This window comes from Dictyoglomus thermophilum H-6-12 (assembly GCF_000020965.1).
Lineage (GTDB): Bacteria > Dictyoglomota > Dictyoglomia > Dictyoglomales > Dictyoglomaceae > Dictyoglomus > Dictyoglomus thermophilum.
Genome location: NC_011297.1, coordinates 291,759 through 317,857, shown reverse-complemented (window position 1 = coordinate 317,857; position 26,099 = coordinate 291,759). Strand labels below are relative to the sequence as shown.

Genomic DNA, 26,099 nt, shown 5'->3' with positions numbered 1-26,099 from the left:
CTTTAAAGGTCAACAATAGAGTCTATAACTTTGAAACTGAAGTAGTAGCAATTCCAGCTTCCATATACTTTTGGAAGAACACAAAAATAAAGAATATAGGAACCAATGAAAGAACCGACATAGCAAAAACAGCCCCCCAATTTGTGATTGTAGTAGGATCTGCAAAAGCCTTTAGAGCAAGAGCTACGGGATAAAGTTCAGGCTTATTTAAATATAAGAGAGGCCCCATAAAATCATCCCATGTCCAGTAAAAAGCAAATATAATACTTGTTATAATAGCAGGTTTCAATCCAGGAAGAATTATATACCAGAATATCTGATATTTACTCGCACCATCAATAGAGGCAGCCTCGTCATATTCATAGGGAATACCTCTAATAAATTGCATCATTAAGAAGATAAAAAATGGTCCCCCAAAAAAGGCTGGGATAATTAAGGGCTTAAAAGAATTTACCCAACCAAGTTTATAGAACAATATATACCTTGGTACTATGAGTACTTGTCCCGGCAGAAGAAGAGTTAGCATAATAGTAGTAAACCAGAAATTTCTTCCAGGGAAAGCTATTCTTGAAAGTCCATAAGCAATCATAGTAGAGGAAATTAAAACACCAATTGTAACTCCAGTAGAGAGAATAAATGAATTTTTAAAAAAGGTGGCAAAAGTTATACCTCCAAAACCCTTCCAACCCTCAATATAATTTTCAAAAGTTATTTTTTTAGGAATCAAAGATGTCATATTAGAAAAAATTTCCTGATGAGTTTTGAAAGAAGACCCGATAAGCCACAACAGAGGATAAACCATGACAAAAGCAAAAATAGTTATTAAAATATAATAAATTATATAGAAACTCAAAGATTTTTTTATCATAAATTATTTAACCTCCCCTGCCTCATAGTAAACCCACTTTTTAGAACTCCTAAATAACAAGAAGGTCACTATAGCAACAATAACCAACATAAACCATGCCATAGCTGATGCATATCCCATATCATAATCTCTGAAGGCTTTTTGGTATACATAGAGAGCATAAAACAAAGTAGTATCAAGAGGTGCTCCTCCAGTTATAATATATGCTTGAGTAAACACCATGAATCCTCCAATAGTTTGCATGACAAGATTAAAAAAGATTACAGGACTTAAGAGGGGTATGGTAATTTTAAAAAGTTGTCTCCAAAAGCTTGCTCCATCAATAGAAGCTGCCTCATAAAGTTCTACAGGTATCTGTTTCAATCCTGCTAAAAATATAAGCATGGGAGATCCAAACTGCCACATTGCAAGCAAAATCAAAGTCCATATAGCAAAGCGAGGATCACCAAGCCACATAATCTTTTCTGAAAAACCAAAAAAGTTTTGCAAAATATAATTTACAAGTCCATCCATTCCAAAGATTTGTTTCCACATTACAGCAACAGCAACACTTCCCCCAACAAGAGATGGAACATAGTATATTGCACGATATAACCTTATAATCTTATGTTCAACTAAATTTAAAACCAATGCTACTATAAATGCAAACAATAATCTAAAAGGTACAGCAAAAACCACATATTTGAAAGTTGCTCTCAAAGCATTATAAAAACGTCTATCTTCAAAAAACATTCTCTGCCAATTTTCCAATCCTATGAATTTAGGAGTACCTAATACATCATATTTAGTAAAGGACAAAAGGAAAGAAGCTACAAGCGGAAAAAGAATAAAAACTAAAAATCCAATAATCCACGGAGAAATGAAAAAATATCCTGCAATAATGTTAGACATCTTTTTCTTAGATAATCTCATATTCCTAATACTCCCCCTATTGATTTAGGATAAAAAATAGGGGGGAAGAATCATATCTTCCCCCCTTAATGAAATTAGAATTATCTATTTAATATTCTTTCTGCCTCTTTCTTTAGATTATTGTAGGCATCCTCTATACTGATCTTTTTATATCTAATCTGTTCCCAGATAGGTGCTATGACGTTATTAGATACCTCAGCATGTTTTGGAATATCAGGAGGTGGTGTAGGAGAACCTTCTTTCTCGGCAAGTTTTACAAAAGCAAAAGCCTCTTTCTGAGGCGCTTCAAGATATGGTTTTAAGAAGGTTTGGACTCTGCTTGATATAGGTACTCCTCTTTCTGCTTTCATTATTTTATGAGCTTCTAAACTATTAGTAAAAAAGTCTATAAACATAGCTGATTCTTTAGGATATTTTGTCCTTGCGTTAATAGAGAAAAACATTGAGGCTTTAAGGTATGTACCAGATTTTGACTTTTTATCAAGTCTTGGGAAAAGAACCATTTTTAAAGGTCTACCTGCTGCTCTTGATATAGCAATAAGTTGATTACTCCAAGCAAGAGACATAGCAGATTTCTTGGTTACAATAAACTGGTCTTCTACTCCAAGACCACTTCTTGAAACATCTACAGCAATATTAGGAGCTGCACCTGCATCTTCTATATCCAACATCATCTTCCACCATTTTACAAATGTATCCTTGCTAAATCCTATTGATTTTCCATCAGAAGCATATAACCACTCTCCATTTTCAATTAACCATATTTTGAAACATTCTATCTGACCTGTAAAACCTTCTACACCATAAATTCCTAATTTATTTTTTATTCGAATTACTGTATCCTTAAATTCATCCCAAGTCCAATCGTTCTTTGGGGTAGGAACTCCTGCTTGTTTAAAAATCTCAGGATCATATACTAATCCTAATGCATTTACTCCTAAATTAATACCATAAAGTTTACCATTCACTATCCCAGGTTTTATGTAATTAGGAGCTACATCTTTGAGGTTAATAACATTATTTTTTACAAAATCGTCCAAAGGTAAAAGAAGTCCCCTATTTACCCATTCAGTTATATATTGATAATCATGCTGTATAACATCGGGTAAATTCTGAGCAGCAGCTTGAGTATTAAGTTTAGTCCAATAATCACTCCAAGAAGTATACTCAGGAGTTATCTTTATGTAAGGATACCTTTTCTCAAAAAGCTTTATCACTTCTAAGGTTTGGTTATGTCTTGTTTGACTCCCCCACCAAGCAACTCTCAAATTTATAGGTTGTTGTGAATAACTTACAGTAAAAACAATAAGAAGGAGAAGAAATAGAACAATAAACTTTTTAAACCTCATTTTAAAAATCCCCCTTTAAAGTTATTTTTAGATTACCTTAGAAAAAACTTTTATCTTTTAATCACCCCCTTTGTATATTATGCAATAGCTTTGCACTTTTTTGCATTATATTTTATTTTAATTTTTCATTAATGTCAAGTTTTAATCAGAGAACCATTTTAGAAGATAAATAGATTTGTTATAATAAAGACATGATAAGTCTTGAGAATAAAATAATTCTAATAACTGGTGCAAGCAGAGGGATAGGCGAAGAGATAGTAAGAAGACTCTCAAAAGAAAGAGCTAATCTTGCTCTTATAGCAAGGGACGCAAAGAGACTAAAAGAACTCAAAGAAGAATTAGAGAAGGAAAATACAAACGTCTTCACACTGCCTATAGATCTAAGGGAGAAAAATGCACCAAGGATTGTGGTAGGAGAAGTAATAAAATATTTTGGAAAATTAGACATACTAATTAACAATGCAGGAACAGCCCTATCTAAACCTCTTATTGAAACCTCAGAAGAAGAATGGGATGAGATAATGACTATTAATGCAAAAGTCCCTTACTTTTTATGTAAGTATGCTATCCCTTATCTGAAAAACTCAGAAATTCCAACAATTATAAATATATCTTCGGTGGTAGGATATAAGGGTTATGTAAATCAAAGTGCTTATACAGCCTCAAAGCATGCATTACATGGGTTTACAAAAGTTCTTGCTCAAGAAGTATATGAATATGGGATAAGAGTACACTTAATCTCGCCAGGTGGTGTAGCAACAGATCTTGTAAATAAAGTAAGACCTGACCTTCAAAAAGCATCACTAATTCAGCCTTTTGAGATCGCAGAAATAATTGTCTTCTTATTAAAATTTAGAAACAATGCTGTTATAGACGAGATCCAAATAAGAAGAAAAGATAATATTCCTTGGAGATAATTAACCCTTTTCTTTTAATAGTTTTCTTCTATATTTTTCCACCTCTAAGTTATCAATTTCTTCAATCTGCTCTTTTGTAAAGAAGCGCATATTACCAAATAATTTTGCTATGAATATGGTCTTTATAGAATTTTCAATTAGAAGAGTCCTGTAAAGCGCCTCTTTAAGATTACTTCCTACAGTTACTAATCCATGATTTTTAACAAGAACACCATTATGATTTTTTATAACCTCTCCAACTACCCTTGCAAATTCTTTACCACCAGGCACCACATATTCCACCACAGGAATCTCTCCTCCAAGAAGAGCTACCATGTCAGGTGTAAATAATTTTAAAGGTTCATCTTGAAAAGCATAAGCAATTGAATATATAGGATGAGTATGCACCACTGCCCTAACATCTTCTCTTACTTTATAACACTCAAGATGCATCCATATTTCGGAAGATGGCCTTTTATCACCTTCAATTACTCTACCTGAATTCAAATCAACACCAATATAATCATCTTCAGTAGCATCCTCAAAAGAAACACCACTTGCCTTTATATATACTTTATCTTCGATTTTTGCACTAATATTTCCTCCAGGTCCCACAATTAAATTTTCTTGCGCTATTCTTTTTCCTATCTCTACAAGCTCCCTTTTTATTTTTTCTACCTCAGAATTCATAATAAATGCCTCCTTGCGGAATATATTTTCTTAAATATTCAGCAGTCTCTTTAAGCTCCTTTAAAAGTTTTTCCTCAGTTTTTGTAGATGAAGGAATAACTTCAACAATTAGAATAATTTCTTCTACAGGCCTCAAATATTGAGAAACAGGATTTTCCTTATAATGCTTAAAAGAGTATTCAATTGCAGAGAGAACTTTATCGATCTTTACATGACCTATAGCATTATATTCTTCTGTAAAGGGCCAATGCGCACTAGCATCTCTTGTAGTCTGTTGTAAATGAATTATAGGAGAGAATACTGCAAACCTTTTTAGCCATTCCTCGTAGGACAAATCTTCTCCAGAAAGACCATAATGCATTCCAGCTTGATGTCCTACATCAATGGTTATATATACAGGAACACCATCATTTTCCTTATTTACCTCAATAAGAAATTCCTCAGCCTCCTTAAGAGTCCAGGGCTTTTCACTGGGTATATACATCTGTTCATTAGATATACCTAAAAGACCTTTTTCTTTTGCTATCTTCGCAAGTTCCTTAAAAGTCTTATAAACATATTCGATCCTTTCTTTCGTCTTTTCTAGATCTTGCAAAACTTCCACCGACAAAGCATCCCAGTGCCCTCCGAGATATTTTGCCCCCATTTCTTTAACAATATCCATAGCAGATATTATCCATTCCTTCATCCTCTGTCTTACTCTTTCATCACTGTGAGATAGACCATGAAACCTATGAGTTGCCATTCCAGTATAATAATCCCATATCTCAACCTTATATTTCTCCGCATACTCTCTTACCTCTTTAGCAGTTTCTATTTGATAAGATTTATCACCACTAAAGAATGGATCTAAAACATCACTGCAAAAGGAATGATAATCATATCCCAACTCTTTAGTGAGTTTTATAAAATTTTCAGGATTCTCCCATCTTCTTGTCAAAAAAGCCCCATTAATACCAATATCTATATGTACCTTCATCTCTTCACCTCATTTCTACGCCACCGCTTACATTTACTGCATCGCCAGTAATGTAAGAGGCCTCGTCACTAGCAAGAAATACTACCACATTTGCTACATCATCATAAGTACACGCCCTACCAAGAGGCACCTGCTTTAAATATCTTTCTCTTACTTCTTCTTTACTTATTCCTAATCTCTTAGCATACTGATCATAAAGGCTTTCCTTCCATAGTGGAGAATCTAAAAGATCCCCTGGACATACCGCTACCACTCTTACGTTATAAGGTGCAAGATCTAATGCAATACTTTGAGTAAATCCTATTCCTCCAAATTTTGATGCGGAATAAGCAGAATTTCTAAAACTTCCTTTTTTTCCAGATTTTGAATTGATCTGAATTATTACTCCAGACTTCTGCTTTACCATAACTTTTGCTGCCTCTCTTGCACAAAGGAAATATCCTGTCAAATTAACATCTATTACCTTCTTCCAATCCTCAAGAGGAAACTCCGTAATATCATGAGCAATCAAAATACCAGCATTGGCTACCATTATATCAAGCTTTCCAAAGGCCTCAACAGTTTTTTCTACCATATTTTTTACATCTTCTTCGCTGGTAACATCACACTTCACCGCAAGAGCCTTTCTGCCATATTCTTCTTCAATCCTTTTTGCTACCTCTTGAAGTTTTTCTATTTTTATATCAGCCACAGTTACATTACATCCCTCTTTAGCAAGTCTATAAGAAAGAGCCTCTCCAAGCCCCTGAGCTGCACCTGTAACAATCGCAACCCTATCTTTTAATCTTTGACATTCACACATCTATTTTCTCCCCCCTTGTCAATAAATATTCTTCAGCTTCTTTACACCACCAGCCGTTATTACTTCTCACTATTTGAGCTAAATCTCTATATATATCTCTCAACTCTTTAGGTCCCTCTACACTTAATCTCTCAAAATCCTCTATTTCTGATAATGGAAATCTTATATGAGTATAGATCAACTTTTTACCACCCGGAATGTTAGGAAAGTTCAAAAGCACATCCTTTGCCACATTCAAACCACCTACATGAGTAATCATAGGAGAAGGATCTATTATTTTTCTTTGCACAAGATCTAATGCTATTTTCATATCATCAGCATTACCACCAGATGTAGCCACAAAATGATGTTTATCATAATGGACTTTATAAAAGTTAACACAAGCAGTAAAGTTATGATCGGTAGGCCCCGCAAAGAAATTTAAACAACCATCTCTAGCAAGAAGAGAATCCGCTTCTTCTACTAATTTAGGACTTGGATATAAAACAAAAATGTCATCATATCTTATATCTTTATAAGATTGATCTTTCGTTGGATTTACAAATCTAATATCTATTCCTCTTTTATTCACTTCTTCCTTAGGAAAAGCTCTCATAGCTCTTTGTAATTTCATATCATCAATATCAGTAATAACCAGTAAGCTTGGATTTTGAGGACCATAGATAAGATAAGCAAGGAAAGCAAGTCCCATAGGTCCTGCACCACCAAGAATTGCAGTCTTACCACCACGTTTTATCCCCATTATATGCTCATAAGAATTTTCCTTAGTATGATATTGAGCATTTACAGCACCTACGACACAAGACAAAGGCTCTACTAAAGATGCTTTATAAAAGGCATCTCCTTCATAAATTAAAAGGCAATCTTGTTCCATAACCTCGTTAGGAATAATAACCTTTGTGGCAAGACCTCCCAAATATTTATATGAATAGCCTGGAGCGCTTAACACTCCTACAGGACCCTTTTCATACAGTAAGGCAGGTTGAATTGTAAACTTTTGACCCTCCTCATATTTACCCTTCCATTTAGATCCTACCTTCAAAATTACCCCTGCCATTTCATGTCCTACAATAACAGGATTCTTGTCCACATCTTTTGGAACTCTTGGATGATCTGGCCCTTGTAAAATTTCTTTATAGGTTGAAGGACAACTAGTATCTGAAATTATCTCTGCAAGTATTTCATCTTCCTTAATCTGAGGAAGTTCAAATTTCTCAAGTCTCAAATCCATCTTTCCATACATTCTCAAAGCTATTGTCTCCATCTTTATTCCTCCCTGCTTACTAATAAATCAGGACTTTCTAAAAATTCCTTTATTTTCATAAGAAACTTAGATCCATATGCTCCATCTATTACCCTATGATCTGCTGAGAGAGTTATATCCATCATCTTTCTGATTCTTACTTCCCCATTAACTACCACCACTCTATCCTGAATAGCCCCACATGTAACAATAGCTACTTCTGGAGGATTAATTATAGCAAGTATTGATCTCACTCCAAATACGCCTACATTATTCACGGTAATACTTCTATCAGAGATATCTTCTACTCTTAATTTTCTATTTCTTGCTTTTTCTACAAGAGAAATCCTTTCTTCAAATATTTGAGTTATAGCCTTTTTATCAGCATCTCTTATAACAGGTACTACTACACCCTCTTCTCCTAAGGCTACGGCAAAACCAATATTTATGTGTTCTAAAAGCTCTATTTCTGTTTCTCTAAAACGAGCATTTATCAATGGAAATTCTTTCATAGAAAGGGCTGTAGCTTTAATTATGAAATCATCATAAGAAATCTTTATATTTTTCTCATTGACAAAATTAGCTCTTGCTTCAACTAAATTTGTAGCATCAACTTCAGCTACAGCATAAAAATGAGGAATTGATTGCTTGCTTTTTGATAATCTTTCGGCAATAGTTCTTCTTACAGTATTTAAAGGAATTCTCTTGCTTACATTGTTCTCGTTCAAAGTTTAAACCTCCTTACTCAGGTATATTCTCATCTAAGGTATCAGTAATATAGGCTAAAATGGTACCTACAGGTACTGTTTCACCCTCTTTTACCAATATCTTTCTTAAATAACCGTCATATTCACTTTCTATCTCCATTATTGCTTTTTCTACTTCAATCTCTAATAAAGGCTCGCCTTTTTCTACCTTATCTCCCTCTTTTTTAAGCCAAGAAGCAACAGTACCATTTTCCATCACATCACTAACTTTAGGCATAATGACATTTTTCACCATAAATTATTACCTCCTTCTTAAAATAACTTCTTAATTTCTTCTATAATCCTTTTATCATTAGGTAAATACGCTTTTTCAAGAACAGGAGAAGCTGGTGGAGGGCAGAAAGGAGCACCTATTCTTATCGGTGGCCTAACAAGAAAAGACGAAGCTTTTTGATAAAGCTGAGTTATTATCTCAGAAGATAAGGACATGAATTCTACAGCTTGAGTAACAACAGCAAACCTTCCTGTCCTTTTTACAGAATCAATGATGGTATCTATATCTAAAGGATATAAACTTCTAAGATCTACCACCTCTAATTCAATCCCTTCTTTTTCTAATTCCTCTGCCGCCTTAAGCACAGCATAAATCATAGCAGACCATGAAACTACAGTCACACTTTTATCATAATTTTTAGCTTTTCTCTTAATATCTGCTTTTCCAATAGGGACTATGTAATCTTCTTTAGGAACCTTTCTCTTTGATAAAGATAGTAATAAAGGATCTTGAAGTAGATTTTGATGCTCTATATAAATTACAGGATTTTTATCTCTTATGGAAGCTATCAATAAGCCTTTTGCATCATAAGCATCTGAAGGAGCAACAACTTTCAATCCTGGGAAATGAGTCAGAATTGATTCGATACTCTGAGAATGCTGACCTGCATACCCTTTACCACCACCAATGGTGGTTATTATAGTGAGAGGTATTTCTGCTTGTCCTCCCGACATATAACGCATCTTAGCAGCCTGATTTGCTATTTGATCCATAGCAATTAAAATAAAATCGATATACATTATTTCTACTATAGGCCTCAAACCTCTCATTGCTGCTCCAACCCCTGCCCCTACTATTGCCGCCTCAGAAATGGCAGTATTGAATATCCTATCCCTTCCAAATATTTCTAAAAGTCCCTTCGTCTCTCCAAAAGATCCACCATAATCAGCTATATCCTCCCCCCACATTAATACTCTTCCATCTCTTTTCATCTCTTGATACAATGCTTCAATAATTGCTTCTTTGTAGTTTATTTCTACATCTGGATCTCTATCTTTGAATTTTGGTTCCTTAAGCACAGTAACGTTTCTAAACTTTTCAGGTACAAAACTATCTATGGAATCCTCTTTAAAAACATATTTGGTCATATCCTTAGGATCCGGATTAGGAGATTCTATTACCTTTGCAGCAATATTTTCATTTCTCTGTCTATATTCTTTTTTCAGATTCTCAATTTCTTCAGGAGTAAGCACTTCTGCATCTATCAACTCTTTGGCATAAAGCTCTAAGGGATCATATTTCTTCCATGCTTGTAGTTCATCATAAGTCCTATAAGTACCATCTTCTGGTTTTTCTAAGGTATCACTTAATGAATGTCCCATAAATCTATATCCCCAAAATTCAAGAAGAATTGGTCCCTCTCCTTTTCTTGCCTTTTCTACGGCTCTTTTAACTGCATCTCTTACTGCAAGTACATTCATAGCATTTACTATTTCTGCATTCATACCATTCTTGCTATATGCAAAACCCCTCTCTGCAATATAATCTATCCCTGTTACCTCGCCCCTTTGTTGCCCTGATTCTCCATATTGATTATTCATAACCATAAATATTACAGGAACTCCAAATCTTTTGCTCATAAGCCCATTGGTAAATTGCGACATACACGCCATATTTATTGCCTCATGAGCTATTCCTGTATTCATTGCACCATCCCCTATGAAACACAATGTTACTCTACCATCTTCCATGTATCTTGAAGCCATAGCAGATCCTACTGCTATTCCCATACTGCCACCAACAATGGCATTTGCGCCCAAATGCCCCACACTAAAATCTGCAATGTGCATAGATCCTCCTCTTCCTTTGCAAGCCCCCCATTCTTTCCCAAAAAGTTCTCCTATTGCCTTAAACAATTCAATATCAAGAGCATATTGATAAAGAGTATTTCTATCTTTATTCTTCCACTCATAGCCCAAAAAACTTGCAATCTCCCTATTATTCTCAATGAAAGCTATCAGTTCTTCTTCACTCATATCTTTTAATCCAAAATAGCTTTTGGCAATAGCATCACCATGCCCTCTATGAGTACTGGTGATATAATCATCCTTTTTAATAACCGAAATGCCTCCTGTAGGAACTGCTTCTTGTCCAATGGAAAGATGAGTAGCACCTATGTATAAATACCTAATATTTCCATATTTACCTTTATTAACTCTTAACTCATAGATCATTTCCTCAAAATTTCTAATCATAAGCATGCATTTAAAGAGATCTATACTCTCTTCTTTAGTTATATTTCCTTCTTTTAATTCTTCTTTTAAAGATTTTCTGTATTGAAATTTAGGTATTTTTCCACCTACCTCAATATATCCTGGTTCAAATTCCGGAAGTATAGGTATTTCCTTTGGCAATTTAAACACCTCCTATTTTTTAACTAGCTTTTATTTTGTTATTTTGTCTCAATATTAAATAATGTTAATCAACATCCCAAGCTATAGCAGTCATATATGAAAGATTAGGTTGCCGAGTATCCAGCCTGGAATGTTGAACTACAATCTTTACATCACTCTCTACTTTTATTGCAAAAGGTACATTTCTCTCAAGTTTAACCCCAAGAATTTCCTCTGACTTGTCAAGTCTTACGTGCCAAGTCCTTTTTGGAGGTACAATTATCTCCTTGGACTCTATGGGATCCTTATCTTCAAAATAAAAAGTAAATTTGACCTTAGCAGGCTTGTCATTGACATTTAAAATACAAGTAGATTCGTGACTTGGCAAATTAGGATCACCAATTTCAGGTAAATAAGCATCAGGAATAAGCCAAATCCTTGCTCCTATCTCTCTATCCATCTTCTCTACACCACCTTTCTATTTATTTACCTACTTTTACTCTCCTTTGTTCTAACAAATTAGATATGAGAACAGTCCCTACAAGAAGTGAACCCATAATTATGGTTATCACCTGGCTTGGTATGTTTAACAAATTCAAACTATAGGTTAAAAAACCAATCAAAAACAAAGATAAGACAACCCCAATCATATTTCCAGATCCTCCAAGAATACTAACTCCTCCAAGAACTACCGTTGCAATAACCTCAAGCTCCAAGCCACTACCAATATCTGGTCTTATACTACTCAATCTAGAAGTAAGAAGAATAGCTCCTAACCCAGACATAAAGCCGGTAATGGTAAAAAGAATTATCTTTATCTTCTCTACCGGAATTGCTGAAAATTTACATGCCTGTTCGTTATTTCCAATGGAATAGACATATCTTCCAAAAGTAGTTTTATGTAGGATAAAACCAAAAATGATTGCAAAAATAATGTACAAAACCAAAGAAAAAGGAATAGGTGTTCCTGCAATATAACCCTGACCTAAATACATAAAACTCTCTGAGTCAACGCCTACAGCTGTATCTTGAAGCAAAATATAAGCTATTCCCCTATATAGTGCATAGGTACCTAAGGTCACTGCAATAGCGGGAAGCTTAAATCTTACAATCAAATATCCATTTAAATAACCCCCTAAGGTAGCAATTATAAGTCCTATAAGGGCACAGATCCAAATATTAGTTCCCATTCTATGAAGAACTCCCATAAAAGCAGAAGCCATTCCCATATTAGATGCTACCGAGATATCTATATTGCCACTTATGATAATGTAAGTCATTGCAAGGGAAATAAGACCTTTTTCCATAAAGTTCGTAGTAGTATCTAATAGATTAACAATATCTAAAAAGTAAGGTGAGAGAAAACTACTTACTAAAAAGACCAGTATAATTAATATGAGAAGTATTATTTCCCATGTTATTTTTAGTTTTATCTTCATGCTCTCCTCCTATATCCCTTCTGGTATCTCTCTGCAATTAAAGAATCTACAATTACGGCAATTAAGAACATTAAACCTTGAAGAGCAAGCTTATAAAAAGGTGATATCTTCATAACGTTCAACCCATTAACAATCATTGTCAAGAGCAAAGCTCCTAAAACTACCCCACCTATCTTACCAGCTCCACCTGTAGTTTTTACTCCTCCGATAACCACAGCAGAAATAGCAGAAAGTTCAAACCCCATTGCAGCACTGCTTTCTGCAGAGGCAAAACGGGATGTATATAAAACTCCACCAAGTCCAGCAAGAATGCCTGAGATAAGATAAACCAAAAATAAGACTTTCACCCTATTAATACCAATATATACTGCTGACTGAGGATTATTTCCAACAGCATATATACTCCTTCCAATGGCCTTGTAGTTCAAAAGATAATAAAAAAGCAAAAAAACAATGATTGCATAAATTACCAATATAGGGATACCTAATATCTCAACTCGGGTAAGAAGTTTATAGCCTTCGGGCATCTCATGAGCATTAACCCATCTTCCCTTACTAATTATATACACAATCCCCCTAAATATATACATAGTCGAAAGAGTAGCAATTATAGGAATAACTTTTCCCTTTGCCACAAAAAGGCCATTTATAGTTCCACATATTCCTCCAATTAAAATTCCAATCAAAGGAGCTAATATTACAGGGAAATTGGGTAAGTCTCTATAAAGCATTGATACTATCATTCCAGTTAAAGCAAGATTGGAACCTACGGAAAGATCTATTCCACCAGTAAGTATAACCATCATTTCCCCTACAGCCACAATAGTTAATATAGATGCGTCAAGAAAAATATAACGAAGATTTTCCCAGCTTATAAAATAAGGATTTCTCAATGCTATAATTAGTCCAAAAAGAAAAAGAGGAAAGATTATTCCGATCTCTCTTAACCTTGAAATATCATAAGTCTTCTCCTTTAGCTCATTTACAGAACCCACTCTTCCCATCTTCTCCTCCTTAAATTACAAACTTTTCGAATATATCTTTCTTCCTAAAGCCATAGACAAAATCTTCTCCTGAGTTGCTTCCTTTCTTGAGATAGTACCAACTATTCTTCCTTCGTGCATTACAAGTATCCTATCACTCATTCCAATAATCTCTGGCATCTCAGATGAAATGAGAATTATACCATAGCCTTCCTGGGCAAGCTTATTTATCAGCTGATATATAGCCACCTTTGCTCCTACATCTATTCCTCTCGTAGGTTCATCAAGAATAAGAACTTTTGGCTTAGTAGCAAGCCATTTTGCAAGTACAACCTTCTGCTGATTTCCTCCCGAAAGACTCATTACCTTCTGCCTTATTCCAGATGCCCTAATATCAAGAATTTCAAAATATCTTTTTGTAAGTATTTCCTCCTCTCTTCTATCTATTATTCCCCTACTCGCCAAACTTTCTAAAACAGGAAGTGTAATATTACAAACTATATCCATAGGTAAAAGTAAACCATGCTGATGTCTATCTTCAGGGACATATACAATTCCAAGACTTATAGCATCTTTTGGACTCTTTATATCTACTTCTCTCCCCCTTACATATATCTTTCCTTTATCCTTCTTTCTTATACCAAATATAGTTTGAGCAACTTCGGTCCTACCCGAACCAACAAGACCAGCAATACCTAAAACCTCTCCTTCAAAAAGTTCAAAAGAAACATCATAAAATTCTCCACTTCTTGTCAAACCATCAACCTTTAATAAAAGTTCTCCTCTTTTTGCTTCTACCTTTGGATACATATCTTCTAACTTTCTTCCTACCATCATCTGGATAAGTTCGTCTACATTAGTCTCTGACACATTTTTTGTCCCTATATATTGCCCATCCCTTAAAACCGTTACCCTATCTGCTATTTCAAAAACTTCTTCCAATCTATGAGAGATGAAAATTATGGATGTTCCTCTTTCTTTTAAGCTCTTGATAATACTAAAAAGCCTCTGAGTCTCTTCTAAGGTTAAAGAAGATGTAGGCTCATCCATAATCAAAATCTCAGGATTTATAGATAGAACTCTCGCAATTTCTACTATTTGTCTTTCTGCAATACTCAAATTCTTAACAGGAACCTTGGGATCTATTTCAATACCTAAGGAACTTAAAAAATCCTTTGCCTCTTTGTATAAATCCTTCCAATTAATACTTTTAAAAGGAGTCTTATACTTATAATGCCCAATAAATATATTCTCTGCTACACTTAACTCAGGAAATAAAGCAAGTTCCTGAAAAACTGCTGCAATACCATGTCTTTGAGCATCTAACGGATTACTAAAATGTACTTTCTTACCCTTTAATAGAATATCTCCATGGTCAGGCTGTAGAACCCCACTTATAATTTTTATCAATGTAGACTTTCCAGCTCCGTTTTCACCCAGTAAAGCATGGATCTCGCCCTTTTTTAAGCTAAAACTTACTCCTTCTAAAACTGGTTTTGTTCCTGTAAAAGATTTATATATATTTCTAACCTCTAAAATATACTCTTCCATAATCTGAAAACTCCTCTCAATTAAAAATAAAAGGGGGAGAATTAACACCCTCCCCCTTTAGAATTTTTCTATTAGTAGACCTTAGACCAATAATCTATATTAGAAGCATCAAATACAAATGGAGGTCCAAGAATTATCATTCTTCCCCCGTTTCCTTCATCTACAATTGTTCTTTCTCCAAGTTTTCCCAAATTAACCTTTTCTCCCACATTCCCTTTAATTTCTCTAGTTAACAAACGATAAGTAGCATAAATTGTTGCGTATCCTAAATCTATAGGATTCCACAAAGCAAATGCTTTACAAGTACCTCTCTTCACATACTCCGCCATTTCACTCGGCAAACCAAGTCCTGTAAGTTGAACTTTTCCAGATAATCCAGCATCTTCAATGGCACGAGCAGCTGCTGCAATACCAACAGTAGTAGGAGCAATTATACCCTTTAAGTTAGGATAGGATTTAAATAATCCCATTGCCTCATTATAACTCTTTTCCCTTATATCATCCCCGTAAACTATAGCTACCAATTTCATCTTACTATATTCTGGTTTCTTTAATTCTTCCTTCATCCAAGCAATCCAAGTATTTTGGTTTGCCATTGTGGAGGCAGCACTCAGTATAGCAATTTCACCTTCATAGTTGATCATCTTTGCCAAAAGTTGTACTTGAATTCTTCCTATCTGTTCCATATCTGCTTGGTTTACAAATAACTTCCTTCCCTGTGGTTTTACTGCTGAGTCAAAAGTTACTACCGGAATTCCCCTAAGTTGTGCCTTTCTGCATGCAGGTACCAAAGCATCAGGATCATTTGCAGAAATACAGATTGCACTTACCTTTTGAGCAATCATTGAGTTAATTATATCAATCTGACCTTGTACACTTGATGCTGCAGGAGCTTGATGTATCACAGTAATACCTAATTCCTTTGCTGCTTCTTGTGCCCCCTTATTTACTGCCTCAAAGAATGGATTACCAGCTGTCTTTGTTACTAATCCAATTACATACTTCTTTTGAGCAAAACTCTCTGTACCTAACACAATTAGCAATACAAGAAGTACAAAAATTAAAAACTTTTTCATATAGCTCCCCCCAAATAAGATTTTGTAGTTAAAAGGTACAATTAAAGGCTTATTAATTTTACACCTCCTCCTTAGTAATTTTTTTCATTTTTGATTATTTTTTACTTTCATTTGTTTTTATTCTACATAAAAATATATGATTTGTCAAAAAGAGACAAAAATAAAAGGGGAGGCTTTTTAGCCTCCCCTATGATTTCTATCTTCTATTTATCAATTAGCAGTCAGATTTGTAACTATTCGTATAAGCACTGTTTTATCTTAGGATCATCTATATTAGTCTTATCATACCAATAGAAACCACTGTCGATAAATTTTGGTAATTTCTCGCCTTTGATTGCCTTTACAGCTGCTTCAACAGCCATATAACCCATTCCTACTGGGTTCTGAGTAATAGCTCCTGCCATCAAGCCAGATTTTATAGCATCAATTTGCTGTTTACCAGAATCGTATCCTATTACCACTATTTTTCCAACTTTGTTCATCTCTCTCACAGCATTAATAACTCCTATAGCTGATCCCTCATTAGCACCAAATATTCCCTTTAATCTTGGATGAGCCTGTATAATAGCCTTTGCTAAATCAGTAGACTTAAGATGATCTCCTCCACCATATTGAATAGCTACAATCTTAATTAATGGGTATTTTTGTTTAATCCTATTTACAAAACCATCCCTTCTATCAATTCCAGTTCTACTTGTTTGGTCATGAACTACTAAAGCCACCTCTCCCACCCTGTTAATAAACTTTGCCATCATATCGGCAGCATATCCTGCTGCTTTAATATTGTCAGTTGCTACAGTAGTCACAGGAATATCGCTGTCTACTCCAGAGTCAAAACCAATTACTGGAATTCCCATAGAATGTGCCTTTTCAAGATATGGTATAACTGCTTTACTGTCAAGAGCTGCAATACAAAGAGCTGCAGGTTTCTTAGCGAGAGCAGCTTGTAACATCTCAATTTGCTTATCTACCATTGCTTCAGACTCAGGTCCCTCAAAAGTAATAGTAACATTCAAATCTTTTGCTGCCTTTTCAGCTCCCATTTTCACTGCTTGCCAAAATTGATGTTGGAACCCTTTTGAGATCATTGCAATATATGGTCTTTGAGCTGATGTAATTGAGAAACCAATTAGGAAAAGAGAAATTAAGGTTACAATTAGAAAACGCTTCATTTTGAAAACCTCCCCCAAATTAAGATTTTTATAATATTTGCCAGAACTGGCAAATATTACCTAATTTATTCATACTTCTCTGCTCCTTCTTATGATATCAAGATAAACAGCACCGATAATTATAATTCCACTTACCACAATCTGCCATTCCTGAGGTACAGATAAGATTCTTAAACCATTAGTAAGAGTGCTCATTATCAAGGCTCCTATAACAGTTCCAATTATTGAACCTTCTCCCCCTCTCAAAGACGTCCCTCCTATTACTACAGCAGCTATAGCATCAAGCTCATATCCTTGGCCTAAAGCAGGTTGGGCTGAATTCAATCTGGAAGCCATTATAACTCCTGCTATACCCACAAACATTCCACATAAGGCATATATTATGGTCTTCCATTTATCTACATTTAACCCTGAAAGTCTTGCAGCTTCTTCATTACTTCCAATTGCAAAGGTATATCTACCAAGAGCAGTTCTTGTAAGAATAATATGTGCAATAATTATAAATAGAATAAACCATAAGATTGCATTAGGAAACTCACCTAAACCAGGAAATATACTACCCAATATAGATCCCATAGCAATCTTATTAAAAATAGGAGCGTCATTAAAATATATAGGTTTACATCCTGAAACTACCAAAGCTAAACCTTTAGCTATCATCATCATACCTAAGGTGGCAATAAAAGGTGGTAATTTCATCTTAGAAATAACAGTACCGTTTATAAACCCCGCCAAAACCCCAGTTAGAATTCCCCCAAGAACTCCAACAAAAACAGGTAATTTCCAGAAAGTTATAAAAACACCACTCATAACAGAAGAAATCGTCATAACCGTTCCAATAGAAAGATCAATACCTCCTGTAATAATTACAAAAGTTACACCAAGAGCAAGAAGCCCATTTACACAAGTTGCAAGTAAAATCGCAATTACATTCTCATAAGTTAAAAAATTAGGCGAAGCTAATGAGAAAAAAGCAAAAAGCAAAAACAGACTTGCAAACATTAATATCTGTCTCAAGCCACTTTTAGAAAATAAAGCTGATAATTTTTCAGCCATCTAAATTAAACCTCCTTTTAATCCTCATACATGGTAGCATATTTTAAAATCTTCTCTTCCGTTGCCTCATTGGCATCTAATATTCCGGTAATTCTTCCTTCACACATCACCACAATTCTATGACTCATTCTCAAAATCTCAGGAAGCTCTGAAGAAATCATAATTATCGATTTTCCCTCAGCTATCAATTCATTCAACAACTTATATATTTCATTTTTTGCACCTACATCTATCCCTCTGGTGGGTTCATCAAATATGAGAATATCACAGTTTTTAAGCAACCATTTTGCTACTACTACCTTCTGTTGATTTCCTCCAGAAAGATTCTTAACTTTTTGCTTTACCGATGGGGTCCTTATTTTTAATCTTTTTACATACTCATTACTTACACTTTCAGCCTTTTTATCATCCACAAAACCTAAGGCTCTGAGAAAATCTCTCATCGAAGGTAAAATAATATTAGATTTGACATCAAGATCAGGCATCAATCCATATCTCTTTCTATCCTCAGAAAGATATGCAATTCTATGATTAATAGCATCCCATGGATTTTTTATACTTACTCTTTTACCTTTAACATAGATCTCGCCAGAATCTATAGGATCAGCCCCAAATATAGCTCTTGCAACCTCCGTTCTTCCTGCTCCTATTAAACCTGCAAATCCTAAAATTTCTCCTTTTCTCAAACTAAAACTAATATCTTTAAAAACTTTACCTCTTTTAAGATTTCTTACTTCTAATACAACCTCAGCATTTTCATCTACTTCTCTCTCCCGTAAAGTCTCATATATCTCTCTACCCACCATCATGCTTATAATCTTCTCTATAGTTAAATTTTTCATGTAATCAGTAGCTATGTATTGTCCATCTCTCATAACAGTAACTCTATCAGCTATTTCTTTTAATTCTTCCAACCTATGAGAAATATATATTATTCCTATTCCTTGACTTTTAAGCTTTCTTATCACATTAAAAAGTTCTTCAGTTTCTGCTTCACTCAACGCAGCAGTAGGTTCATCAAAAATGATAACCTCTGAATTAAAAGATAGTGCTTTTGCAATTTCTACCATTTGCTGCTTCCCTACACTCAAATTCGAGACTTTAACATTAGGTTCTACCTTTAAATGAAGCATATCAAGAAGCTCTTTTGTTCTCTTGTTTATCTCATTATCATCTAAAAATATAGGTATATTTTTTCGTTTTGGTTCTCTTCCGATGAATATATTTTGTGCCACAGTTAAATGCGGCATTAAGTTCAACTCCTGAAATACCATACTTATTCCCATCTCTTGAGCAACACGAGGATTAGGAATATCTACCTCTTTCCCCTTGTAAATAATCCTTCCAGAATCTTTCCTGTAAGCTCCTACTAAAATTTTCATTAGGGTGGACTTTCCTGCACCATTTTCCCCAACTAATGCATGTACTTCTCCTCGATTAAGTTCAAAATAAGCATCTTTTAAAGCCTGAACTCCAGGAAAGCTTTTGTTTATATTCTCCATTAAAACTAAGGTTTCAGTACTTATAGTTTCAGTCCCCCTTCCTTTTACTTGGCTACCTTCTTATATAAAGGACCAAAATTCACACAAGCCCTAAAATCAGCACCTTCTAAATCCTCCGTACCAAACATAGACCAAGCACTAGGCCTAAATATTCTTTCTTCTTCCACATTATGCATATTTACTGGAATTCTCAAAATAGAAGCGAGAGTAATAAACAAATCTCCTACATGTCCATAGGTTATGGCACAATGATTAGCTCCCCAATTTTCCATCACAGAGTAAACACTCTTAAAGGCACCTTTACCTGTTAATTTAGGAACAAACCATGTGGTAGGCCAAGTTGGATCTGTCCTTCTATCGAGAATTTCATGGACATGAGGAGGAAGTTCTACTGTGTATCCTTCAGCAATTTGTAATACAGGCCCAAGTCCCTTAACTATATTTAATCTGCTTATAGTTATAGGCATTCCACCTCTTGTGATGAATTTAGTAGAGAATCCTCCACCCCTAAAATAACCTAAATTAGCATAGCAGAACTTAGTTGCATCTAAACATTTTATAACTTCCTCATCGCTTATCTCCCAGAATGGTTTTATTGCTGGTCTACCTTCAATCTCTTGCTGACCTGTTCCATCAAGTGCTGCAGGTCCAGAATTTATCAAATGAATTATTCCGTTTTGAGCTAACCCTTCTGGCTTCCAACCTGTAACCCTATAAATCGCTTCAGGACTCCAATAGGTTCTTACATCAGCAAAGATTTGGGCAGTATTTGTCAATAAATGCCCAAAAAGCATAACCACACCATTAAGACTATCATTCTCTGTAGCCAATATATATGGCTGTCTAAGCCCATTCCAATCAAAAGAAGTATTTAAAATTGCCTCTGTAAAATCACCATTAGGGAAATGATCTGTCCATTGACGTTGTCCTTGAAAGCCTGCAACTATTGCGTTGTGACCCAAGCTTTCTTCAGGATAACCTAATTCCTCTAACTTTTTATTTCCTACCATTAAATCTCTTATAATTAAAGTCATCTTAACTACAAATTCCCAAACCTCTTGCTTCTTCTTTTCATCAACCCTCTTATCAGGAGGATTGGGATCCTCTCCCTCCTTACAATATTTCTTCACCCACTCCATTGCCCTCTTAAATTCTTCTTCATCATAAATTTTTCTCTCTATTCTCCTAATAATCTCCGTCATATCCACATATTCAACTCTCATCCCCAAATAATCTTCAAAGAAGTCAGGATCTACAATAGATCCAGCAATACCCATGGAAACACTACCGATAGAAAGATAAGATTTATTCTTCATAATTGCTACTGCAAGAGCGCTTTTGACGAACTTTAAAATCTTTTCTTTTACATCTGAAGGTATACTGTAATCATCTTTATCCTGTACATCTTTTCCATAGATCTTAAATATAGGTAGACCCTTCTGATTATGCGCAGCAGAAACAGCCGCCAAGTAAACAGCCCCAGGCCTTTCTGTCCCATTAAATCCCCACACTGCTTTCGGTACATCCAGACTCATCTCCATGGTTTCTGCGCCATAACACCAGCAGGGTGTAACAGTAATAGAAACTCCTACTCCTTCTTTTCTAAACAACTCATCCGCCATTCTTGCTTCAGCTACCCCTCCAATGCACCTTTGAGGAATCACACATTTAACTTTCTCTCCATTGGGTAAATAAACATTGTTTTCAATAAATTCAGCAACAGCCTTGGCTAAATTCATGGTTTGTTCTTCCAACGATTCTCTTACTCCTCCATATCTACCATCGATGGTTGGACGAATTCCCACCTTAGGATATTCCTCAATAAACCTTTTTTCTCCAACTCTCACAGGAAAAATCCTGTTCATTATAAATTCCTCCCCTCTATCTATATTTTTCTTTTGGGTGGAGCAGTTGACTTTCTTATGATTAACTCAGGGGTAAGAAGTATCTCTCTTTTTTCCTTAATTTTATCTCTGTTCTCTATTCTCCTTATTAAAATCTCCGTAGCAATAACCCCCATAGTATAAGCAGGTTGTTTAACAACCGTTAAAAAAGGATAGACTTCTGATAAACTTTCAATATCATCAAAAGAGACAAGAGAGATATCTTCAGGTATCTCTAATCCTCTTTCTCTTATCGCAAGAAGTGCTCCTACAGCCATAAGGTTGTTTCCTCCAAAAATGGCAGTAGGAGGATTTTCCAAATTCAAAAGTTCCTTAGTTAATCTATAGCCATCCTCTTTAGAAAACTTAGAGTTTTCATTGATCTTAATTAATGATTCATCTATCGGTATATTTGCCTCATTAAGAGCTTTTTTATATCCTTCTATTCTGTCCCTTGCTGTTGAAATAAAATGACTTCCTACAATAATTCCAATTCTTCTATGTCCTAAATCAATTAAATGTTTAGTAAGAAGGTAAGCCCCTAAAACACTGTCTCCTCTTACAATATCTAAGTCATTTACGCCTTCTATAGTTCTATCAATTAAAACAATAGGAATCTTTTTTAAAAATAAAGATTTTAAAGGAGCTTTTTTGCCAGAGGCAGAGGCATAAATAACCCCATCAACTTTACTCCTAGCTAAAACCTCAGCATACATCATTTCTTTTTCTGGATCTTCGTCAGTATTACAAAGGATAACAGTAAAATGTTTAGAAATTGCAGTATCCTCAACTCCCCTTGCAATGGTTGTAAAAAATGGGTTTGTTATATCTGATATTACAAGTCCTATAGTTAAAGTTTTATTTAAAATAAGACTCCTTGCTACTGAATTAGGAACATAACCTAACTCTTCGATCGCCCTCAAAACCTTCTCCCGAGTACTTTCCTTTACATTCTTACTCCCATTAATAACTCGGGATACGGTCATCACTGAAACCCCTGCTTTTTTAGCCACATCTTTTATGGTGACCAATATAAATCCCCCTAAAACTTTTATTTTAATGTTAACGATAACATTATACTATAAAAATTAAAAATAGTAAACACCCTATATGTATAAAGATAAGCATCAGCATAAAGAATAACTGTATTACTTCTTCCTTATAATTGCAACATCTCAAAAACCGCTAAGATTTTAAAATTGGCTTATCCTTCCTCCTCCTGATATGTATAATCCCATGATTAAGTTTAACCTTTATTCAAGAGAGCGCATAACGTGAGATATGAAATGGATATAAGAGTAGATAATAGTGAGGAGCTCTGTATGGAAAATAAAAAGGTGTAGAAATAAAATCAATAACAAAAGGAACTGAATATCTCCTTTTTATCTATTATTTTCTTATAGAAGGACTTTCTTTAATATGGTCTTTTACAAAGAACTTATATTTAATTATTTAAAATAGTATTTAAATCCTTACCAAGTACCATTAAAAACAGGGGGACATTTATAAAAATATCCCCCTGTTAGGTAGAAGCTTAAATTATTTTTAGTTTTATATCTTTTCCATATAAAAGTTGTATGATCCGGATCCAACTCTTATGACTATATACTTCTCATTTTCTTCAAGATCACCCTTTTTTTCATAAATTATATTATCTCCTTCTTTCACTACAAATCTCTCAAACAACTTAGGTACATGCACTTCTCCCTCAGAGTTCACTGGTACAGATATCCTCATACTAAATATATTTTCAGTTTTCTGCCAATTTATCTCCACTTCCCCTTTAATGGTATTTAATCTCGCCTTGGCGTACTTTAGATCTCCAACTGGATGAGGCTCAAATATTATTTTATTCCACCCTGGCTCTCCTACTCTTACTCCAGCAATAACTCTATAGAACCAAGCATCTACACTACCAAACATAATATGATTATGAGAATTCATACCTGTAGATGTTAATTTCTCCCATCTTTCCCATAAAGTTGTAGCACCCTCTTCGATCATATATCCAAAACTCGGATATGTTTTTTGATTAACTATTTTATAAGCCACCTCGTCATACCCATAACTAGTTAGAACATCAAATATATATCTTGTAGCAACAATTCCTGTATCAAGATGATAATCATGTCTAATAATAATATCCTCTAATAATGTCTTTAAAACATCTTGCACCTTATCTTCAGGAACAAGATTTAAATATAGAGGCAGAGTATTCAAAGTCTGACTTGTAAACATCCCTAAAGACGATAAAATAGTAAATTGTTGCCTCAGAAAGTCTTTTATATCTTCAGGATACTTTTCTAAGAGTGCTTTTACATTTTCTTCACTCAACTCTGTTGGAATAGACGCATAAGCCTTTTCTTTTAGAAACTTCTTATTAAAGGCGCTCTTTATCTTATCAGCAAGTTCTGAATAATATTTATAATCCGCCTCTTTACCTAACAGTTTTGCTATCTTTGACAAAGTAATGACATCATGATAAAAATAAAAAGTAGAAGTTAGTTCTCCTGAATTATCCTTAGGTCTTACTGTCCCGGGTTGACACCAATCACCATATTTATAGAAACTAACTATGTAATCTGGTGCCAATTTTTTCAAAAACTCTACATATTTCTTGAATCCTTCATAGTGTTCCTCAAGAACATATTTATCTCCATAGTACTGATATAAATACCAGGCTATAGTAATATATGCAGTGCTCCAAGCAGGATCACCAGGATATATGCTCCAATAAGGTGGTATGACATCAGATAAACTACCATTTTCTTTTTGAGCATCTCTAATATCATTTAGATATTTTCTATAGAAACCTATCATGTCAAAATTAAAAATAGCTTCTTCTGCAGAAAGCTGAGCATCCCCCATCCATCCCATTCTTTCATCTCTTTGTGGACAGTCCGTAGGGATACTCATCAAGTTACTAAGCTGTCCCCAGATAATATTGTGATGAATTTTATTTATTAACTCATTAGAACATATAAATTCTCCGTTAGATTCTACCGCTGTGTGAACCACTTTTCCTTCTATATCTTCCAAGGTAGGAACACCAGGATACCCTAATATTTCTACATATCTAAACCCATGATATGTAAATCTTGGTTCATATTCTTCGTATCCTTCTCCTTTAGTGATATAAACATCTGTTGCAAGAGCAGTTCTATTTGTTGAATAGTTTAAGGTACCATCCTCATAGGTCAACTCAGCATGCCTTATTCTTATTTCTTTTCCTGACTCGTTAGTTCTTACTTTTATTTTTATCCATCCAGTATAGTTTTGTCCAAAATCATAAACATAAGTGCCAGGTTCTGGACTCCACATTTTTATAGGTTTAATAGTTTTTGTTATTCTTATAGGTGGGTAAATCTCGGAATATAGTTTGCCTCCAGGAGGTTCTGCTAATATTGCATTCTCCCACGTAGAATCATCAAAATCTGGCAAATTCCATCCTTTTATTTCCTTTCTACCATCATATATCTCTCCATGATATAAACTGTTTAAAGTAATAGGTCCATAAGTCGTTTTCCAAGATTCATCACTTACAATCCATTCAATAGAATCATCTTCATACTCAACAAGAACTTGTATTATTAATTTGGGAAAATCATAACCATATTCCTTCACATACCTTCCGTTTCCTAAGATAACCCCAATAGCATTCTTACCATCTCTTATATTTTTTGAGACATCATAAACAGTATAAAGGACTCTCTTCTTATAATCAGTCTGCCCAGGATCAAGGACTCTATCCCCAATTCTCTCTCCATTAATATAAAGTTCGTAGAGCCCTAAACCCGCTATATAAACTCTTGCTCTTTTTATTTTTTTAGAAATACTGAAACTTTTCCTAAACATAGGAGCATAAGCTATTGTATAATTTAAGCCGAAAGGAGCCCCATCTGGAGAATAAACTTCATACTTATGTTCCTTTTTGGTTATCCATTTTGCTTTCCAATTTTCTTCATTCATAAGCCCAGTTTCAAAAGTATTAACTACACTGAAAGGACTTTCCTGATCTTTACTATCCCACCATCTAACTTTCCAAAAATAAACTTTACAAGGTTCTAACTCTTTTCCCTCATACTTAATTACTTGCTCAGATGATAATACTTTTCCTGTATCCCAGACATCCCCAATGTTATCATTTATTGTCTCCAATGAACTAGAAACGATTACTTGATATGCAGTTTGTTTTTCGTTCTTCTCTAAATGTCTTAATTTCCATGAAAATATAGGATTCTTCTTGTCTACGCCTAAAGGATTCGTAGTAAATTCACATTTCAGATCAAAGGGTGAGTAAATATTACTTGACTTCATATAAAAT

Annotated in this window: 22 protein-coding genes; 1 reads left to right on the top strand and 21 read right to left on the bottom strand. The window is 34.6% G+C overall.

The annotated features are described in order from the left end of the window. Window positions 1-22: 22 nt before the first annotated feature. The 3 genes from DICTH_RS01445 to DICTH_RS01435 form a co-directional block, all read right to left on the bottom strand. Entirely contained in the window at window positions 23-868 is an 846-nt protein-coding gene (locus tag DICTH_RS01445; RefSeq protein WP_012547243.1) for a carbohydrate ABC transporter permease, read from the bottom strand. 3 nt (window positions 869-871) lie between these two features. Continuing rightward, window positions 872-1,780 (bottom strand): carbohydrate ABC transporter permease, encoded by a 909-nt coding sequence (locus DICTH_RS01440; protein ID WP_012547238.1) that lies wholly within the window; start codon window positions 1,778-1,780, stop codon window positions 872-874. An 80-nt stretch (window positions 1,781-1,860) separates the two neighbouring features. Further along, a complete protein-coding gene (locus DICTH_RS01435) occupies window positions 1,861-3,129 on the bottom strand; it encodes an ABC transporter substrate-binding protein (protein ID WP_012548031.1) in 1,269 nt (422 codons plus the stop codon). A gap of 191 nt (window positions 3,130-3,320) precedes the next feature. Between DICTH_RS01435 and DICTH_RS01430 the strand changes: the two genes are divergently transcribed. Further along, entirely contained in the window at window positions 3,321-4,046 is a 726-nt protein-coding gene (locus DICTH_RS01430; RefSeq protein WP_012546961.1) for an SDR family oxidoreductase, read from the top strand. Here DICTH_RS01430 and DICTH_RS01425 read toward each other — a convergent pair whose 3' ends face one another. From DICTH_RS01425 to DICTH_RS01340, 18 genes are all read right to left on the bottom strand, one after another. Further along, window positions 4,047-4,715: a class II aldolase/adducin family protein gene (locus DICTH_RS01425; RefSeq protein WP_012548754.1), complete on the bottom strand. Its 669-nt coding sequence runs from the start codon at window positions 4,713-4,715 to the stop codon at window positions 4,047-4,049. Further along, window positions 4,705-5,694, bottom strand: a complete 990-nt coding sequence (locus tag DICTH_RS01420; RefSeq protein WP_012548276.1) for a sugar phosphate isomerase/epimerase family protein — start codon at window positions 5,692-5,694, stop codon at window positions 4,705-4,707. Before DICTH_RS01420 ends, DICTH_RS01425 begins: the two co-directional genes overlap by 11 nt. 4 nt (window positions 5,695-5,698) lie before the next feature. Further along, window positions 5,699-6,496, bottom strand: a complete 798-nt coding sequence (srlD, locus tag DICTH_RS01415; RefSeq protein ID WP_012547005.1) for a sorbitol-6-phosphate dehydrogenase — start codon at window positions 6,494-6,496, stop codon at window positions 5,699-5,701. Then, window positions 6,489-7,760 carry a zinc-binding dehydrogenase gene (locus tag DICTH_RS01410; protein WP_012548570.1) on the bottom strand — a complete coding sequence of 424 codons (1,272 nt, stop codon included), beginning with the start codon at window positions 7,758-7,760 and terminating at the stop codon, window positions 6,489-6,491. The genes srlD and DICTH_RS01410 overlap by 8 nt, the downstream gene beginning before the upstream one ends. A gap of 2 nt (window positions 7,761-7,762) precedes the next feature. Continuing rightward, complete coding sequence (locus tag DICTH_RS01405; RefSeq protein WP_012547723.1) at window positions 7,763-8,467, bottom strand: dihydrolipoamide acetyltransferase family protein; 705 nt, start codon at window positions 8,465-8,467, stop codon at window positions 7,763-7,765. A 13-nt stretch (window positions 8,468-8,480) separates the two neighbouring features. Then, window positions 8,481-8,741 carry a biotin/lipoyl-containing protein gene (locus tag DICTH_RS01400; protein ID WP_012548607.1) on the bottom strand — a complete coding sequence of 87 codons (261 nt, stop codon included), beginning with the start codon at window positions 8,739-8,741 and terminating at the stop codon, window positions 8,481-8,483. A 17-nt stretch (window positions 8,742-8,758) separates the two neighbouring features. Further along, window positions 8,759-11,143, bottom strand: coding sequence for an alpha-ketoacid dehydrogenase subunit alpha/beta (locus DICTH_RS01395; RefSeq protein WP_236608273.1), 2,385 nt, complete (start codon window positions 11,141-11,143; stop codon window positions 8,759-8,761). 55 nt (window positions 11,144-11,198) lie between these two features. Continuing rightward, window positions 11,199-11,573, bottom strand: coding sequence for a sensory rhodopsin transducer (locus DICTH_RS01390; protein ID WP_012548455.1), 375 nt, complete (start codon window positions 11,571-11,573; stop codon window positions 11,199-11,201). Between the two features lie 22 nt (window positions 11,574-11,595). After that, window positions 11,596-12,552, bottom strand: coding sequence for an ABC transporter permease (locus tag DICTH_RS01385; RefSeq protein ID WP_012547601.1), 957 nt, complete (start codon window positions 12,550-12,552; stop codon window positions 11,596-11,598). After that, window positions 12,549-13,556 carry an ABC transporter permease gene (locus DICTH_RS01380; RefSeq protein ID WP_012547000.1) on the bottom strand — a complete coding sequence of 336 codons (1,008 nt, stop codon included), beginning with the start codon at window positions 13,554-13,556 and terminating at the stop codon, window positions 12,549-12,551. The genes DICTH_RS01385 and DICTH_RS01380 overlap by 4 nt, the downstream gene beginning before the upstream one ends. Before the next feature lie 15 nt (window positions 13,557-13,571). Beyond that, window positions 13,572-15,086 carry a sugar ABC transporter ATP-binding protein gene (locus tag DICTH_RS01375; RefSeq protein ID WP_012548227.1) on the bottom strand — a complete coding sequence of 505 codons (1,515 nt, stop codon included), beginning with the start codon at window positions 15,084-15,086 and terminating at the stop codon, window positions 13,572-13,574. 71 nt (window positions 15,087-15,157) lie between these two features. Then, complete coding sequence (rhaS, locus tag DICTH_RS01370; RefSeq protein ID WP_012547895.1) at window positions 15,158-16,162, bottom strand: rhamnose ABC transporter substrate-binding protein; 1,005 nt, start codon at window positions 16,160-16,162, stop codon at window positions 15,158-15,160. Between the two features lie 233 nt (window positions 16,163-16,395). After that, the gene (locus DICTH_RS01365) at window positions 16,396-17,334 is read right to left on the bottom strand and encodes an ABC transporter substrate-binding protein (RefSeq protein ID WP_012547076.1); all 939 of its coding nucleotides are present in this window, start codon (window positions 17,332-17,334) and stop codon (window positions 16,396-16,398) included. A gap of 69 nt (window positions 17,335-17,403) precedes the next feature. Next, a complete protein-coding gene (locus DICTH_RS01360; protein WP_012547907.1) occupies window positions 17,404-18,390 on the bottom strand; it encodes an ABC transporter permease in 987 nt (328 codons plus the stop codon). Between the two features lie 17 nt (window positions 18,391-18,407). Beyond that, window positions 18,408-19,892 carry a sugar ABC transporter ATP-binding protein gene (locus DICTH_RS01355; protein ID WP_012547072.1) on the bottom strand — a complete coding sequence of 495 codons (1,485 nt, stop codon included), beginning with the start codon at window positions 19,890-19,892 and terminating at the stop codon, window positions 18,408-18,410. 44 nt (window positions 19,893-19,936) lie between these two features. Then, entirely contained in the window at window positions 19,937-21,757 is a 1,821-nt protein-coding gene (locus tag DICTH_RS01350; protein ID WP_012548147.1) for an L-fucose isomerase, read from the bottom strand. 20 nt (window positions 21,758-21,777) lie between these two features. Next, window positions 21,778-22,806 carry a LacI family DNA-binding transcriptional regulator gene (locus DICTH_RS01345; RefSeq protein ID WP_012547342.1) on the bottom strand — a complete coding sequence of 343 codons (1,029 nt, stop codon included), beginning with the start codon at window positions 22,804-22,806 and terminating at the stop codon, window positions 21,778-21,780. Window positions 22,807-23,326: 520 nt separating this feature from the next. Further along, window positions 23,327-26,092, bottom strand: a complete 2,766-nt coding sequence (locus DICTH_RS01340; protein ID WP_012548615.1) for an alpha-L-rhamnosidase — start codon at window positions 26,090-26,092, stop codon at window positions 23,327-23,329. Between the last annotated feature and the right edge of the window lie 7 nt (window positions 26,093-26,099).